The following is a 15936-nucleotide window of genomic DNA, read 5'->3' as shown; positions in this document are numbered from 1 at the left end:
CCGCGCGGCCGCGATCATGGCGCCGTGACCACCCCAGAGGCCCCGGCGGCGGTTGCGGCGCCGTGATCGACGGCAACGGCAACGGCAACCGCAACGGGGCCGGGCGGCGGCGCAACGACCCGGCGCAGTACGACGAGCTGGCCGGGGAGTGGTGGCGGCACGACGGCGAGTTCGCCGCCCTGCACTGGCTGGCCGCGTCGCGGGCCGGGCACATCCCGCCGGCGGGGCGCCCGGGCGCGGTCCTGGTCGACCTCGGCTGCGGCGGCGGGCTCATGGCCCCGTACGCGGCGCGGCTCGGGTACCGGCACCTCGGCGTCGACACCGGCGTCCCCGGGCTGCGGCTGGCGCGCGAGCACGGCGTCCTCCCGGTCGCCGCCTCCGCGCTGGCGGTGCCGCTGGCCGACGGCTGCGCCGACGTGGTGCTCGCCTGCGAGCTGCTCGAGCACGTCGAGGACGACGTCGGCGTGCTCGCCGAGTGCGCCCGCCTGCTGCGGCCCGGCGGCGTCCTGGTCCTCGACGCGCTGGCCGCCGGCCGGCTCTCCACGCTGGTCAACGTGCACCTGCTCGAACGGCTGCCCGGCGGCCCGCCCCGCGGGCTGCACGACCCGGCGCTGTTCGTCGACCGGGCGCGGCTGCTCGAGGCCGCCGACCGGCTGGGGCTGGACCTGCGGCTGGTCGGGCTGCGGCCCTCGCTGCGCGAGGCGGTGGCCTGGCGGCTGGGCCGCCGACGCCTGGTCACCATGAAGCCGATCCGCTCGACCGCGGTGGTGTTCGCCGGCTACGGGCGCAAGCGGTGACCGGCGCCGGCGGTGGGGGCCGGGGCGGTGCCGGCCGGCGCCGTGGAGGGGCGATGCGCGCAGGTCACCCGTACCGTCGGGGCATGACGCCGAGCCCGATCCCCGGCCGCCGGTGACCGCCGCCGTCGTGACCGGCGCCGGTTCCGCGCTGCCGGCGACGCTCGACCAGGACGCCGTCTGGGACGGCTTCTTCGCCGGCCACTACGCCGGCCTGCGTGCCGCCCGGCGCATCTTCCGCTCCTCCGGGGTGCGCCGCCGGCACGCCGTGGCCAACCCGGTCGACGAGGACCTCTCCGGCTGGGGCACCGGCGCGCGGATGCAGCGCTACGTCGAGGAGGCGCTGCCGCTGGGCAAGCAGGCGGTCGCCGGGGCGTTGGACGCCGCGGGTCTGTCCCCCGGCGAGGTGGGGCTCTTCGCCGTCGCCACCTGCACCGGCTACGCCACCCCGGGCCTGGACATCCGCCTGGCCGGCGACCTCGGCATGCCGGCCGACCTGCAGCGGCTGCTGGTCGGCCACATGGGCTGCTACGCCGCCGTCCCGGGGCTCTCGGCCGTCGGCGACTTCGTGACGGCCCGGTCCCGCCCGGCCGTGCTGCTGTGCTGCGAGCTGACCAGCCTGCACGTGCAGCCGGCCCGGGCCGAGCTCGACCAGGTGGTGGCGCACGCGCTGTTCTCCGACGCCGCGGCCGCGGTCGTGGTGGAACCCGGGGCCCGCCGCGGCCGGCGGCTGGCCGCGGTGGTGGCCCGGACCGACGCCTCCACCGCCGACCACATGACCTGGGACGTCACCGACCTCGGCTTCCGGATGGGGTTGTCCCCTCGGGTGCCCGACGTCCTCTCCCGGCACGTCGGCGACGTCGTCGACCAGCTGCTCACCGGCGCCGGCCTGCGGGTGGAGGACGTCGCCGGCTGGGCGGTGCACCCCGGCGGCCCGCGCATCCTCGACGTGGTCCGCGACGAGCTGGGGCTGGGCGAGGAGCGGATGGCCGCCTCGCGGCGGGTCCTGGCCGAGCACGGCAACTGCTCCTCGGCGACCGTGCTGCTCGTCCTCGAGGAGCTCGCCCACGTCGACGGGCCGGTCGTGGTCATGGCCTTCGGCCCGGGGCTCACGCTCTACACCGCCCTGCTGCTGCCGTCCTGACCCGCGCGCCGTCCTGATCCCCGCGGACCAGGACCCGGTATCCTCACTGTGAGCTGCGTCACATCCTGTCGGGAGGGGCGGTGCCGGCCGACGGACTCGTCCGCGTCTTCCTGGTCGACGACCACGAGGTGGTGCGCCGCGGGGTGGCCGACCTGCTCCAGGAGGACCCCTCGATCCGCGTCGTCGGGGAGGCCGGCTCGGTCGCCGAGGCGCTGGCCCGCGTCCCCGCGGTCCGCCCGGACGTCACCGTGGTCGACATGCGGCTGCCCGACGGGGACGGCGCCGAGGTGTGCCGTGCCCTGCGCGCCCGCGTCCCGGGCGCGCGGTTCCTGGTGCTCACCAGCTACCCCGACCCCGAGGCGGTCGCGGCCGCGGTGGCCGCCGGGGCCTCGGGGTACCTGCTCAAGCAGGTGCGCGGGCAGGCGCTGATCAGCGCCGTCCGCCGGGTGGCGGCCGGGGGGACGCTGTTCGCCCCCGAGGCGGCCGCCGGGCAGCAACCGCCGCGCCGCCGTCCCCCCGAGCCCGACCGCCGGCTGGCCGCGCTCACCGACCAGGAGCGCACCGTGCTGCGGCTGATCGGCGAGGGGCTGACCAACCGGCAGATCGGCGAGCGCATGGGCCTGGCGGAGAAGACGGTCAAGAACTACACCAGCCACCTGCTGGCCAAGCTGGGGTTGGAGCGGCGCACCCAGGCCGCGATCCTGGCGACCGAGCTGCGCGACCGGGGAACCGACGGCTCCTAGCGCGGCAGCGGCACGGTCCACCGCACCTGCGTGGCGGCCGGCCCGCTGGAGGTGGTGAGCCGCCCGCCGTGCCGCTCGGCGCGGTCGGCCAGGTTGGCCAGCCCGCTGCGGACGGCGACCTCCGGCAGGCCCGCGCCGTCGTCGGTGACCACGACGCGCACCTCGCCGTCGACCTCGACGGTGACCGCGACCCGCGTCGCCGCGGCGTGCCGGACGACGTTGGTGACCAGCTCCCGGACGACCGCCACCACGTCGGGCAGCAGGGCCGGCGGCAGGTCGTCGAGGTCCCCGCGCACCCGGACGTCGGGCCGGATGCCCTGCCCGCCGGTGATGGAGCGCACCACGTCGACCACCCGGGTGCGGACGGCGTCGGGTGAGGCGTCGACGTCCCCCGCGAGCTCGAAGATCGAGGAGCGGATCCGGGCGATGGTGCCGTCGAGCTCGTCGACGCGCTCGGCGATCCGACCCGCCGTGCCCGGGTCGGTGTCCTGCAGCGAACGGCTGATCCGGTCCAGCGCCAGCCCGGTCGCGAAGATCCGCTGGACGACGTGGTCGTGCAGGTCCCGGGCGATCCGGTCCCGGTCGGCGGCGACCTGCAGCCGGCGCTCCCGCTGCTGGCTGCGCCCGAGCTCCAGCGCCACCGTGGCCTGGGCGGCGAACGCCGAGGCCAGGCCGAGGGTCTCCGGCGGGAAGGGCTCCGCCCCGCGCCGGCGCAGGGCCACCACGGTCCCCAGCGCCGGGCGGCCCCCGAGCGGGACGAGCAGGCCCGGCCCGTGGCGGGCGGCCAGCTCGCCGATGACGGCGGCCCGGTGCCACCCGAGCGGGGGTGCGTTCACGTCCGCCAGCAGCCGGGGGACGCCGGACCGGTGCGCCTCGCCGAGCTGGCTGTCGTGCAGGGGGACCCGCACCCCCTCGACGTCCTCGGCCAGGGTGCCCACCGCGGCCACCACGGTGAGCGTGTCCTCGGCGTCGAGCGCGGGCAGCAGCACCCCCGCGGCGTCCGCGGCCGCCAGGGTGGCGACCCGCTCGGCGATCGTGCGCAGCACGGTGTCGGGGTCGGTGCCCGACAGCAGCGCGGTCGCGATGTCGGTGCCGGCCTGGGCCCACGCCCGCCGCTGCTCGGCCTGCTCGACCAGCCGGGCGTTCTCGATGGCGAGCCCCGCGGCCGCGGCCAGGGCGGACACCGCCCGCTCGTCGGCCGCGGTGAACGGGCCGCCGTCCCGCTTCTCGGTCAGGTAGAGGTGGCCGAACACGACCGAGCGCACCCGCACCGGCACGCCCAGGAACGACCGCATCGGCGGGTGGCCCGGGGGTAACCCGACGGCGGCCGGGTGGCGGGTCAGGTCGGCCAGCCGCAGCGGGGCGGGGTGGGCGACCAGCAGGCCGAGGACCCCGTCCCCCACCGGCAGCCGGCCGATCCGCTCGCGGTCGGCCGCGTCCATGCCGACGACGACGAAGCGGTCCAGCTGCGCGCCGTCCGGGGTGAGGACGCCGAACGCGCCGTAGGTGGCGTCGGCGGCGGCGACCGCCGCGCGGACGATCGCGTGCAGCGTCCCGCTGAGGTGCTCCCCGATCGGGGTGGCGCGCACCTCCGCGTCCAGCGCCGAGGGGACCGCGGGGGCGGGCGTGCCGGTGCCGGGGAGGTCGGGCGGGGTCAGGGCCCGGGGGGAGGGAGCCGGTTCCGGTCGGCGCGCGGGGTCGCCGGGTGTGTCGCGGGGCCTCACGCCCCGCGGGCCAGCCGTCGGGCGGGCGGCCGCGGGGACGCCGGCCGCAGCAGGGTCTTCCCGTGCGCGCCGACGACGACGAGGTCGGCCCCCCGGGTGGTGCCGGTGAGGGCGTCGAAGACGGGGCGGTCGACCAGCGCGGTGCGGACCCGCCCGGTCACGCCGGTCTCGGCGATGGCGCGCAGCACCTGCGCCTCCACCCGGGCCAGCGCCGGGCCGGGGTCGGGACGGCGGGACCCGCCGGCGAGCGGGTCGTCACCGGCGGTCTCCACCACGCAGGCGGCCACGACGGTGGCCTCCCGGCGGGCCGCTTCCCGCAGCGCCCACACCAGCGCCCGGTGGCTCTCCGGCGAGCCGTCCACCTCGACGACGAGCGACGGCGCCTGCCGGCGGGGCAGCAGCGGTAGGCGCACCGGCTCCGGCTGCGGGCGGGGGTGCCCGCGCGACGCGGCCCCCTCCGCGGGCTCGCTCGCTTCCCCGGGGCGCGGCGTGTTCATGCGGTGATCGTTCCCGTACTCCGGCGGGCCGGGCAGGGACCAAGGGCCCGGTACGTGCGCCGACCGGTTGCGGCCGACGCCGTTCCGCAACCGGTCGCGGCGCGTGGTTGCATCACGTCACTGGCCGATCACGCCGTCCTCCGGTTCGGTGACCCGCCACCACGGTCGCCCCGATGCCCGGGTCGTGCTCGACCCGGGTGGCCAGCCCCGCGCCCCGGACGGCGGCGGCGGTCGCGGTGGCCTGGCGGTCGCTGGTCTCCAGCAGCAGGGTGCCCCCGGGAGCCAGCCACCGGGGCGCGCCGGCGACGACCCGGCGGTGCAGGGCCAGGCCGTCGGGGCCCCCGTCGAGCGCGACCCACGGCTCGTGCACGCGGGCCTCGGGGGGCAGGAGGGGGATCTCCGCGGTGGGTACGTAGGGCGCGTTGACCAGCAGGACGTCCACCCGGCCCCGCAGGTCCCCGGGCAGGGCGTCGTAGAGATCCCCCTCGTGCACCCGGCCGCCGAGCGGGGCGAGGTTCCGGCGCGCCCAGCCCACCGCTCGGGGGTCGACGTCGGCGGCGTGCAGCGTCACGGGCAGCCGCGCCGCCAGGGCCGCGCCGAGGGCGCCGGAGCCGCAGCACAGGTCGACCACCACCGCGCCGTCCCGCCCCCGCAGCAGCCCGGCCGCCAGCGTGACGAGCAGCCGGGAGCGCCGCCGCGGCACGAAGACGCCCGTGCCGATCGCCACCCGCGTCCCGGCCAGCTCGGCCCAGCCGAGGACCGTCTCGAGCGGCTCCCCGGCGATCCGCCGCGTGACCGCGTCCGGCACGTCGCGGGCGCTGCCGAGGATGGCCCGGGCCTCCTCCTCGGCGAACACGCACCCGGCGGCGCGCAGCCGGGCGGCCAGGGCCGCCTCCTCGTCGGCGGGTGCGGTCACGGGGTCCGCGGGCCGGGCGACCCGAGCGGGACCCCGGCCGTGGGGGACGGCGTGCAGCAGGTGCCGGTGCACCCGTCCGCGCACCCGCACCCGTCGCCGGTGGGGCGGCCCGGCGCCGCCGGGGCGCAGCAGCCCTCGCCGCGCCACGCCTCCCGGGCCTCCTTGGCGGCCACGGCCGCGATGACCAGGCCGGCGACCGGGTCCGCCCAGCCCCAGCCGAGGCCGGCGTTGAGCACCAGCCCGGCCAGCAGGACCGCGGACAGGTAGGTGCACAGCAGCGTCTGGGTGCCGTCGGCGACGACGGCCCCGGAGCCGAGCGCCCGGCCGGTGCGGCGCTGGGCCCAGGACAGGACGGGCATGACCACCAGCGAGGCGATCGCCAGGCCGATGCCGACCGGGGAGGGGTCCGGGTCCCCGCCCGAGAGCAGGGCCCGCACCGACTCCACCGTGACGTAGGCGGCCAGCACGGCGAAGGAGACGGCCATGAGCCGGAGGGCCCGCCGTTCGCGGCTCTCGGGCAGCCGGTGGCGGAACTGCCAGAGGACGACCAGCCCGCTCGACACCTCGACGACCGAGTCCAGCCCGAACCCGATCAGCGCGACCGACCCGGCGACGATCCCGGCGGCCACGGCGACGACGGCCTCCACGACGTTGTAGGTGACCGACGCCCCGGCGAGCAGTTGCGCGCGGCGGCCGAGCCGGCGGCGCTCGTCCGCGGGGAGGGCCCGGTGTGCGTGCGGGGCGGTCACGGGTGGGCCGCCTCGCCGTGCGCCGGGCAGAGCGCGACCGCGTCGCCGGTGGCCGCCAGCAGGCGCTCGGCGGCGGCCAGCACGCCGAGCAGCTCCGGCGCGGTGGTCAGCGACCACAGCGAGGCACGCCCCTGCGGGCGCGAGGTGACCAGCGCGCAGTCGCGCAGGCAGGCCAGGTGCGCGGAGACCGTGGACTGGGCCAGGCCCAGGTGCGCGGTCAGGTCGACGACGCGGTGCTCGCCGAGCGCCAGGTGGCGCAGGATGGCCAGCCGGGTGGGGTCGCCCAGGCTGCGGAACATGCAGGCGGCGGCCGACAGCGCCGCGGTCTCGTCGAGGGCGTCGGGCGGCGCGGTGGCCGGCACGGCGTCATTCATCGCCATGTGGCGATGCTAGCGACCGGGGACGTCGGTTCCCGGCCGGGCGTCGCCGATGGGCCCCGGACGCACGAACGGCCCGCCACCGGGGCGGGCCGTCGAGGGGAGCGGGTGACGAGAATCGAACTCGCACTGTCAGCTTGGGAAGCTGATGTTCTGCCATTGAACTACACCCGCGGGCTTGCTCCGGTCATGCTACCCGGCGTCCGCCGGGCGGCGTCCACGGGGTGGTGCGGATGAGGGTCCTCCCACCCGGCTCGCACCCGTAGGCACGGTCCGGGACCCTCGTGCGGCGGCCAGCCACCGCTCGGCCAGGTCCAGCCGGGCCGCGGTGCGCGCCGGCCACCCGGCCTGCTGCACCCGGAACGGCCCGGTGGCCAGGCCCAGCAGGACGGCGGCGACCCGCGGGTGCAGCTCGGCCGCCGGCCAGCGCTCCCGCCCGGCGGCGTGCACGCGGTCCCGGTAGGCCGGCACCGCGGGCGCGCCCGGGTACACCTGATCGAGGACGGCGAGGTGCGCCAGGAGCGTGGCCCAGTCGTCGACGCGGTGCCCGGCGCCGGCGGTGTCGACGTCCAGCAGGCCGACCACCGCGCCGCCGTCCACCAGCAGCTGGGCCTCGTGGAAGTCGCCGTGCACCGGCACCGCGGCGTGCGCGCCGCGCGGTGCGGACGCCAGGGCGGCGGTCAGGCCGGCCAGCCGCGGGCGCAGGGCCGGCAGGACGGCGCCCAGCACCGCGGCGTGCTCGCCGGCGCGGGCGAGCCCGTCCCCGGGGAGCGGCCCGGACCCGGCCGCCGGCCGGGCGAGGGCCCGCGGCAGCGCGTCGAGGACCGCCTCCAGCGCCGCGGGGGCGGGCAGCCCCGCCCCGTCGCCGCGCAGGAGCTCGCGCAGCGTCGTCCCGGGCAGGGCCGGGAGCACGACGACGCCGTCGTCGGTCGCCGCCAGCACCGGCGGCACGGGCACCGCCCCGGCCAGCAGCGCGTGCCGCCCGGCCAGCCGCTCGACGGCGTCGGGGCGGACCACCTTGAGGAACAGCCGTCGGCCCTCCGCCCGGACCTCGACCACGCCCCGCCGGCCCGGGCGGTAGGCCCGCAGCCGCAGCCGGGGGCGCCCGACGGGCAGCCCCAGCCCCGCGAGCCGGCCCGCCGCCGCGGACGCCGACACCGCCCAGGCCAGGCCGGGCAGGGCGGGGTCGAGCGGCCACCGCCAGACCCCCACCGGAACGCTGCTCCCGTCCACCTCCCCCTCCACCACCGCCGCACCGGGCGGCACCGCGCGGCCGGTCGTGGCGGCCAGCGCCTCCCGGGTGCGGCGGCCACCCGCCCAGGCCACCTCCGCGGCGTACCGGACGGTCGTGGCCCCGTCGGGCCGGTGGGTGACCCCGGTCGCCCGCAGCTCCACCGGGGCGCCACCCAGCGGGCCGAGCACCGCGGTCCACAGCTCGCCGGCCGCGGGGCCCAGGAGCAGCCGCAGCGGTGCGGGCCAGGACTCGGCCAGGGCGGGGTCGGCGGGCGGGGGCAGCAGGCGGGACGGCACCGCGCCGGGCCGGGCGGCCGGGGGGAGGGCGCGGTGAGAGCCGGATGAGGCCCCTCTCATCGCCGCCGGCTCAGCCGGTCCGCGCGACCAGCCGCACCGTGGTGCCGGTGGGGCTCGGGACGGCGGTCACCTCGGCGACCGCGCTCATCAGCACCGATCCCCGGCCGCGGTCCATGCTCGGCACCCGTTCCCGCCAGCGGCCGGAGTCGCGCACGGTGATCTCGACCCGGCCACCGCTGACGTCCACCGCGACCTCGACGAAGGGCTCGGTGGGGTCCTGGGCGTGCTCCACGGCGTTGGTCAGGGCCTCGCAGGCGGCCAGCACCAGGTCGTAGGCCTGGTCGGGGTGCAGGCCGGCGGCGGCGAACAAGGCCTGCAGGCGGCGGCGCAGCACCGGGACCGCGGTGGCGGCGGCCGGCAGCCGCCAGCGCGCGCGCTGCGGCCCGGCGCCGCGGGCGGGGGCCGGACCGGGCTCCCCCGCCGGGCGCGCGGTGACGGGCGCGGGTGCCCCGCGGCGGGGCTCCCGCGGGGCCGGGGCGGGCCCGGCCGGGTCGGGTGCCGCGGGGTGGGGCGCTGCCGCGCGGGCCGGTGCCCGCGCGGCCCCCGAGGCCCGGTCGAGGACCGCCCGCAGCCGGGCCACCAGCTCCGCCGACTCGAACGGCTTGGCCAGGTAGTCGTCGACGCCGGCGTCGAAGCCCTCCACGGCGGCCTCCTGGCCGGCGCGCGCGGTGAGCATCACGACCGGGATGCCGCGCGTCGCGGGGTCCCGGCGCAGCGCCTGCAGCAGCCCGAAGCCGTCGAGCCCGGGCATCATCACGTCGGTCAGGACGACGTCCGGGGCCGCGGCCGCCACCGCGCGCAGCGCCGCCTGCCCGTCCGGCGCGGTCTGCACCGTCCACAGCGGGGAGAGCAACCGGGTCAGGTAGGTCCGCATGTCGGCGTTGTCGTCGACGACCAGCACCCGGGTGCCCGGGTCCCGCGGGGACGCCGGCGCGGTGGGGCCCGGCAGGTCGTCGTCCCACGGGGCGAGGGCCGCCCCGGCGCGGACCTCGGGGGAGGCGGCCGGAGGTGCCGGCTCGGCGTCGGGCCGGCCGAGCGGCAACCGGACGGTGAAGGTGCTGCCGCGGCCGGGCTCGCTGCCGACCGCGACCGTCCCGCCGTGCAGGCCGGCGAGGTCGTGCACCAGCGCCAGGCCGAGACCGGTGCCCTCGCGGCTGCGGGCGGCCTGGCCGGGGACCCGGTGGAAGCGCTCGAACAGGCGCGGGAGCTCCGCCGCGGGGATGCCCACGCCGGTGTCGGCCACGCGCAGGACCAGCTCGCCACCCTCCCGGCGCAGCGAGACGTCGATGCCGCCGACGAAGGTGAACTTCAGCGCGTTGGCGAGGAGGTTGAGGACGATCTTCTCCCACATGGCCGGGTCCACGGCGGCCGGCCGGTCCAGCGGCGGGCAGTCGACGGTCAGCCGCAGCCCGGCCCGTTCGGCGGCGGCGCGCACCACGCCGGCGAGCTCGGTGGTCAGCGCGGAGACGTCGGTGACCACCCGGACCGCCGCGGTGCGCCCGGCCTCGATGCTGACGAACTCGAGCAGGTCGTCGACGAGCCGGCGCAGCCGCTGCCCGTTGCGGTGGGCGAGGGTGAGCTGCTCCTGCACCGCCGCGGGGAGCTCGGCGGCGGGGTCGGCGAGCGCGTCGGCGATCGGCGCGAGCAGCAGGGTCAGCGGGGTGCGCAGCTCGTGGCTGACGTCGGCGAAGAACGCCGTCTTGGCGCGGTCGAGCTCGGCCAGCGACTCCGCGCGCGCCCGCTCGGCGGCGTAGGCCCGGGCGTTGCGGACCGCGGCCGCGATCTGCCCGGCCAGCAGCTCGTGGAACGCGCGGTGGTCCTGGTCCAGCGCGCGGTTGGGGTTGACGCCGACCACGAGGGTGCCCAGCAGGTCGCCCCCGCCGCCGTGCAGCGGCAGGGCGACCGCGTCGGTCACCGGGTCGCCCCACGGGCCGCCGGTCGCCCCCAGCCCGCGCAGCGGGCCGAGCAGCTCGCCGGGGTCCCCGGCCGCGGCGGGCAGCGCCCCGGGCTCGCACCCGGCGACGGCCACGCGCTCGAGCCGGCCCCCGCCGGGCGGGCAGAGGTAGACGGCGGCGACGGGCACGTCCGCGGGGGCCGCGGCCAGCGCGGCGGTCATCGCGGTCACCGTCGGGACCTCGCCGTCCAGCCGTGCCGCGGCCGTGGCGACGTCGTGCAGCAGCCGCTGGCGGCGCTCGGCGAGCACCTGGCCGGTCACCTCGGTGCAGACGGCGAGCATGCCGGCCACCCGGCCGTCGTCCCCGGAGGCCGGGGAGTGCGAGACGGTGAACCAGGTCTCCTCGCGGTACCCGGCGCGCTCGAGCAGGAGCAGCAGGCGGGGGATCCACGACGCCTCGCGGGCGGTCATCGCGTGCTCGACCGGCTGCTGCAGGGCCGCCCAGCCCTCGGCCAGGGTCACCCGCAGGTCCGCGCCGATGGCGCCCGGGTGCTTGGCGCCGATCAGGGTGGCGTAGGCGTCGTTGTAGAACTGGGTGTAGCCCGGGCCCCAGGCCAGGATCATCGGGAACCGCGAGGCCAGCACGGTGCGGACGGCGTGCCGCAGGCTCGAGGGCCAGCCGTCGACGGGGCCCACCGGGCTGGCCGCCCAGTCGGTGGCGGCCATCAGCCGGCCGGTCTCCCCGCCGTGGGCGAACAGGTCCGCCGCGGCCGGGCCGTCCCCTGCCACCCCTCGCGCACCTCCCGCCCCGTCCGGCGCCCCCGTCGGGACCGCGCCGGGCGCGTGCCCCGGTGGCCGGGCGTGCCGCCCACCGGGACGAACGCTACCCCGGGTCAGCGGCGCATCCCGGCGAGGAACCCGGTGGCCTCCGCCCGCAGCCGCTCGGCCATCTGCGACAAGCCCCGGGCGTCGGCGCCGACCGCGTCGGTGGCGACCCCGCCGTCCACGGCGGCGGCGATGCCCTCGACGAGGCCGTTCATCTCCGAGACGGTGCCGCCGACGGTGCTCATGACGTCGGCCACGCCCTCGCAGGCCTGCCGGATCTGCTCGACCTGCGCGGTCACCCGCTCGGTGGCCCGGCCGGTCTGGTCGGCGAGGTCCTTGACCTCCGAGGCGACGACGGCGAAGCCCTTTCCGGCGTTCCCGGCCCGCGCCGCCTCGATGGTCGCGTTCAGCGCCAGCAGCCGGGTCTGCGCGGCGATCGCGTCGATGAGCGCGATGATCTGCTGGATCTCCTCCGACGAGCGGGTCAGCCCGGCGATGGTGCCCTGGGCGTTGTCCACCTCGGTCGTGGCGGCGCCGCCGGCGGTGGTCAGCCCGGCCGCGGTCGCGCTGAGCTCGGTGGCCGCGGCGGCGACCTGCTCGGACATGGCCAGGACGACGGACTCGAACTCGTCGGCCAGCGCCAGCCGGGCGGCCTGGGCCTCGGTGACCCGGCCGGCGGTCTCGCGCATCGCGTCCCGGGCCACGTTGATCTCGGTGGCGCCCGTGCGGAAGGCGCCCGACAGCCCGGTCAGCAGCACCCGCCGGTGGAACCGCCCCTGCGCGGCCGACGCCAGGGCGGCCGAGGACTCGCGGACGAACGCGTCGGAGACGTCGAGCACGCGGTTGACGCTGTCGCCCAGGGCCCGCAGCTCCGGGACGCCGTCCACCCCTGCCGTGGGCCGGCTGCGCGCCTCCAGGTCACCGCGGGCGGCGGCGTCGCAGGTCTGCGTCAGCTGGGCGACGAAGGCCCGGTAGACCGCCAGCTCCTCGGCGTCGCTGCGCTCGCCGCGGGTGCGGAACCCCATGTCAGCCCTCCTCGCTGCTGATGAGCGACCAGACGAACTCCTCGTACGAGCGGGCCTGCGCCGCGACGAGCTCGGCCATCAGCCCCGACGACGCGGCGACCGCGGCCCGGGCGCTGGGGTGCCGGCGCTCCTCGGCGAGGAGCTGCTCGTACAGCGGGGTGATCCGGCGGACGGCGCCGGGGGAGGGGCGGCGGCGGCTGGAGTGGTAGCCGACCACCCGGCCGTCGGGCCCGTAGGACGGCGTGACGTGCGCCAGCACCCAGTAGTGCGCGCCGTCGGAGGCCAGGTTGTCGATGTAGGCGAACAGCTCGCGGCCCTCCGCCAGGGTGGACCACAGCAGGCCGAACACCGCCCGCGGCATCGCCGGGTGGCGGATCATGCTGTGCGGCCGCCCGATGACCTCGTCGAGGGAGTAGCCGCTCACCCGCAGGAACACGTCGTTGGCGTAGGTGATGACGCCCCGGGGGTCGGTCTTGGAGACGATCAGCTCGTCCGGGGCTAAGGTCCGCTCCTCGCCGGTGGGTCGGGTGGTGCGCGGGGCGCCGTGTCTGCGCACGGCCGGCCGGGTGTCCAGCACGGGTCCCTCCGGGGATCGGACGGTGTCGTCCGGTTCCCATCGGCAGCGCGGGCCCCGACTCCAGCCGTGACCGGTCGGACGCGACCGGATCGACCGCATCGGGGACCGAGGTCCCGGGACCTCCGACCCGCCGGCCGTCCCTAGACTCCCGCGCATGCTGCTGTCCGACCGCGACATCACGGCCGCCATCGCCGAGGGCCGCCTCGGGATCGAGCCCTACGACGCGGCGCTGGTGCAGCCCTCCAGCATCGACGTCCGGCTGGACCGGTTCTTCCGGGTCTTCAACAACGCCCGGTACACGCACATCGACCCCGCGGTCCAGCAGGACGACCTCACCACGCCGGTGGAGACCGAGGGCGACGGCCCGTTCGTGCTGCACCCGGGCGAGTTCGTGCTCGGGTCCACGCTGGAGGTCGTCAGCATCCCCGACGACCTCGCCGCGAGGCTGGAGGGCAAGGCGCTCGCGCTCACGACCTGGGTCCCGACCCCGCGGGGCTGGACGACGATGGGCGAGCTCGCGGTCGGTGACGAGGTGTTCGACGAGCGCGGGGTGCCGTGCCGGGTCGTCGCCGCCACCGAGGTGATGCTCGGGCGGCCGTGCCGGGAGGTAGAGTTCAGCGACGGGTCGACGTTCACCGCCGATGCCTCCCACCTGTGGGTCACCGTGACCAGGGCGGGCCGCCGGCCCGGCCGGCCGCGGCGTGCGACGGCACGGACGACGGACGAGATCGCCCGCACCCTCCGGGTCGGCGGGGAGTTCAACCACCAGGTCGCGCTCGCCGGTGCCGCGCGGTACCCGACGGCCGACCTGCCGGTCGACCCCTACGTCCTCGGTTACTGGCTCGGTGACGGCACCAGCACGAAGGGGGAGATCACCGTCGGCGCGGGGGACGAGGAGGTCCTCGACCACTTCTGCGCCGCCGGGTACGCGGTGTGGCCGGCGACGGCCCCGTCGGCGTACCGGCTCGGAGGCGACGTCCGCGGCGACGGGCACGCGCACCGGCCCGGCGCCGGCGGCCGCTTCGGCGGCAACGGGTCGCTGAGCAGCCACCTCCGTGCGCTGGGTGTGCTGGGGGACGAGCACGTGCCCCCGGCGTACCTGATCGGCGACGTGGCGCAGCGGCTGGCCCTGCTCCAGGGCCTCATGGACTCCGACGGGTACGTCGACGACCGGGGCCGCTGCGAGTTCACCAACACGCGGGAGGACCTCGCGTGGGCGGTGTTCGAGCTCGCGGCGAGCCTCGGCCTCCGGCCCACGCGCCGGAAGAAGCGGGCACTGCTGCACGGGATCGACTGCGGCCCGGCCTTCCAGGTGGAGTTCACCCCCCGCCGGGTCCCCGTCTTCCGGCTGGCCCGGAAGCTGGCCCGGCTGAGGACGGACGACCGCGGCCACGAGAACCGCTCGATCCGCGCCGTCCGGGAGGTACCGACCGTGCCAGTCCGGTGCATACAGGTGTCGGCGCCCAGCGGCATGTTCCTGGTCGGGGACGCGTACGTGCCGACGCACAACTCGTCCCTGGGCCGGCTGGGGCTGCTCACGCACTCGACGGCGGGGTTCGTGGACCCCGGGTTCAGCGGGCACATCACCCTCGAGCTGTCCAACGTGGCGAACCTGCCGATCACGCTCTGGCCGGGCATGAAGATCGGCCAGCTGTGCCTGTTCCGGCTCACCGGCCCGGCCGAGCACCCCTACGGCTCGGCGGTCTACGGCTCCCGGTACCAGGACCAGCGCGGGCCGACGCCGTCCCGCTCGTTCCGGAACTTCACCCGCGCGGAGACGCGGCGCCCGGCACCGTGAGGCCGGCCGGCCCCCGGTCCACCGCGGGGGCCGCGCCGGGCAGCTCGTCCTCCACGAACCGCTCGCGGGTCACCACCCAGCCGCTGGCGGCCAGGACCGCCACGCCGGTGAGGGCGATGACGAACATGCCGGTGTAGTCCCCCGAGCTGCCCCGGAGCACGCCGACGAGGAGCGGCCCGGCCCCCGCCAGCACGTAGCCCCAGCCCTGGACGACGGTGGACAGCGCGGCCGTGGTCTCCGGTGTGCGCGCCCGCAGGCCGATGAGGGTGAGCACCATCGCGAAGGTGCCCATGCCCAGGGCGAGCAGGCCCATCCACAGCCAGGGGACCGTGCGCGGGGCCACCGCGAGCCCGCTCCAGCCCGCCACGTAGCAGGCCATGAACGCCACCAGCAGCGGCCGCTGCAGGTGCGGCCGCACGGTGAGCGCCGGGACGACGGCGTTGAGCGGGATCACCACGACGGTGTTGACGCCGAGCAGCACGCCGGCGGCGGCCGCGGACAGCCCGGCGTCGCGGAGGTACTGCGGCGTCCAGCCGATGATCACGTAGGCCTGCATCGCCTGGACGCCGAAGAAGACCGCCATCGCCACCGCCGTCGGGCTGCGGGTGAGGCTGCGCATGCGGACGGCGTCCGAGGTCGCCGGTGGCCGCCCGCGGCGGGCGGGGACGGCCAGCCACGGGACGGCGGCCAGCAGCGCCGGCACCGCCCAGATGCCCAGGGCCCAGCGCCAGCCGCCCTCGCCGACCGCGGCCGCGACCGGCGCCGCGGCGATGCCCGCGACCGCGCCGCCGGCGGCCATGGCGACCCCGTAGGCGCCGACGAGCAGGCCGGTCCGGCCGGGGAAGTGCCGCCGCACCAGGCCCGGCAGGAGCACGTTCCCCAGCGCCCCGCCGACCATGGCCAGCACCGTGCCGACGAGGAACAGCCAGAACGCGTCGGCGGCCGCGCGCACCAGCAGCCCCGCGGTCATGGTCAGCAGCGCTCCGGCCAGCACGTGCCCGTCGCGGTAGCGGGCGGCCAGCGGCGGCCCGGCGAACCCGATCGCGGCGAAGCAGAGCACCGGCATCGTGGTGACCAGCCCGGCCAGGCCGCTGGAGATGCCCAGCCCGGCCTCGAGCTCCTCGAGGACCGGGCCGATGCTGTTGACCGCCGTCCGCAGGTTGAAGCCGGTCAGCACGATCGCGGTGCCGATGAGCACCAGGCCCTGGCCGCGGGCCGGGCCGGCGGGAGAGGTCACCGGACGATGGTCCACCCCCGCCGGGGGCCTCCTGCAGCCGGGTCGT

The 15936-nt window shown here is 77.9% G+C and carries 14 protein-coding genes and 1 tRNA gene; 4 read left to right on the top strand and 11 right to left on the bottom strand.

Annotated elements, in window-relative coordinates:
• Positions 1 to 62 precede the first annotated feature (62 nt).
• From ACI8AC_RS10800 to ACI8AC_RS10790, 3 genes are all read left to right on the top strand, one after another.
• The gene (locus ACI8AC_RS10800; RefSeq protein ID WP_456897764.1) at positions 63 to 797 is read left to right on the top strand and encodes a methyltransferase domain-containing protein; all 735 of its coding nucleotides are present in this window, start codon (positions 63 to 65) and stop codon (positions 795 to 797) included.
• A 112-nt stretch (positions 798 to 909) separates the two neighbouring features.
• Positions 910 to 1938 (top strand): type III polyketide synthase, encoded by a 1029-nt coding sequence (locus ACI8AC_RS10795; protein WP_456897763.1) that lies wholly within the window; start codon positions 910 to 912, stop codon positions 1936 to 1938.
• An 80-nt stretch (positions 1939 to 2018) separates the two neighbouring features.
• Positions 2019 to 2681: a response regulator gene (locus tag ACI8AC_RS10790; RefSeq protein WP_456897762.1), complete on the top strand. Its 663-nt coding sequence runs from the start codon at positions 2019 to 2021 to the stop codon at positions 2679 to 2681.
• Here the strand turns inward: ACI8AC_RS10790 and ACI8AC_RS10785 are convergent.
• From ACI8AC_RS10785 to ACI8AC_RS10740, 10 genes are all read right to left on the bottom strand, one after another.
• On the bottom strand, positions 2678 to 4270 hold the full coding sequence (locus tag ACI8AC_RS10785; protein ID WP_456897761.1) for a GAF domain-containing protein: 1593 nt from the start codon (positions 4268 to 4270) through the stop codon (positions 2678 to 2680). The genes ACI8AC_RS10790 and ACI8AC_RS10785 overlap by 4 nt on opposite strands.
• 131 nt (positions 4271 to 4401) lie before the next feature.
• Positions 4402 to 4902, bottom strand: coding sequence for a universal stress protein (locus ACI8AC_RS10780; protein ID WP_456897760.1), 501 nt, complete (start codon positions 4900 to 4902; stop codon positions 4402 to 4404).
• Positions 4903 to 5014: 112 nt separating this feature from the next.
• The gene (locus ACI8AC_RS10775) at positions 5015 to 5818 is read right to left on the bottom strand and encodes a putative protein N(5)-glutamine methyltransferase (protein ID WP_456897759.1); all 804 of its coding nucleotides are present in this window, start codon (positions 5816 to 5818) and stop codon (positions 5015 to 5017) included.
• A complete protein-coding gene (locus tag ACI8AC_RS10770) occupies positions 5815 to 6567 on the bottom strand; it encodes a cation diffusion facilitator family transporter (RefSeq protein ID WP_456897758.1) in 753 nt (250 codons plus the stop codon). The genes ACI8AC_RS10775 and ACI8AC_RS10770 overlap by 4 nt, the downstream gene beginning before the upstream one ends.
• Positions 6564 to 6947, bottom strand: a complete 384-nt coding sequence (locus ACI8AC_RS10765) for an ArsR/SmtB family transcription factor (protein WP_456897757.1) — start codon at positions 6945 to 6947, stop codon at positions 6564 to 6566. The genes ACI8AC_RS10770 and ACI8AC_RS10765 overlap by 4 nt, the downstream gene beginning before the upstream one ends.
• Before the next feature lie 100 nt (positions 6948 to 7047).
• Positions 7048 to 7118: transfer RNA gene (locus ACI8AC_RS10760), tRNA-Gly, on the bottom strand.
• Positions 7119 to 7136: 18 nt separating this feature from the next.
• Positions 7137 to 8474, bottom strand: coding sequence for a phosphotransferase family protein (locus ACI8AC_RS10755; protein WP_456897756.1), 1338 nt, complete (start codon positions 8472 to 8474; stop codon positions 7137 to 7139).
• Positions 8475 to 8544: 70 nt separating this feature from the next.
• Positions 8545 to 11217 carry an ATP-binding protein gene (locus ACI8AC_RS10750; protein WP_456897755.1) on the bottom strand — a complete coding sequence of 891 codons (2673 nt, stop codon included), beginning with the start codon at positions 11215 to 11217 and terminating at the stop codon, positions 8545 to 8547.
• Positions 11218 to 11321: 104 nt separating this feature from the next.
• On the bottom strand, positions 11322 to 12278 hold the full coding sequence (locus ACI8AC_RS10745) for a methyl-accepting chemotaxis protein (protein ID WP_456897754.1): 957 nt from the start codon (positions 12276 to 12278) through the stop codon (positions 11322 to 11324).
• 1 nt (position 12279) lies between these two features.
• Positions 12280 to 12855, bottom strand: coding sequence for a PAS domain-containing protein (locus ACI8AC_RS10740; protein ID WP_456897753.1), 576 nt, complete (start codon positions 12853 to 12855; stop codon positions 12280 to 12282).
• A gap of 154 nt (positions 12856 to 13009) precedes the next feature.
• Here ACI8AC_RS10740 and dcd point away from each other — a divergent pair, with 154 nt between their 5' ends.
• Positions 13010 to 14653 (top strand): dCTP deaminase, encoded by a 1644-nt coding sequence (gene dcd / locus ACI8AC_RS10735; protein ID WP_456897752.1) that lies wholly within the window; start codon positions 13010 to 13012, stop codon positions 14651 to 14653.
• On the opposite strand, the gene ACI8AC_RS10730 is transcribed toward dcd, so the two are convergent.
• Positions 14619 to 15890, bottom strand: coding sequence for an MFS transporter (locus ACI8AC_RS10730; RefSeq protein WP_456897751.1), 1272 nt, complete (start codon positions 15888 to 15890; stop codon positions 14619 to 14621). The genes dcd and ACI8AC_RS10730 overlap by 35 nt on opposite strands.
• Positions 15891 to 15936 lie beyond the last annotated feature (46 nt).

The organism is Geodermatophilus sp. SYSU D00758, from assembly GCF_054049955.1.
The sequence above is the reverse complement of the archived record's forward strand: the minus strand, read 5'-3'. Positions and strand labels throughout refer to the sequence as shown.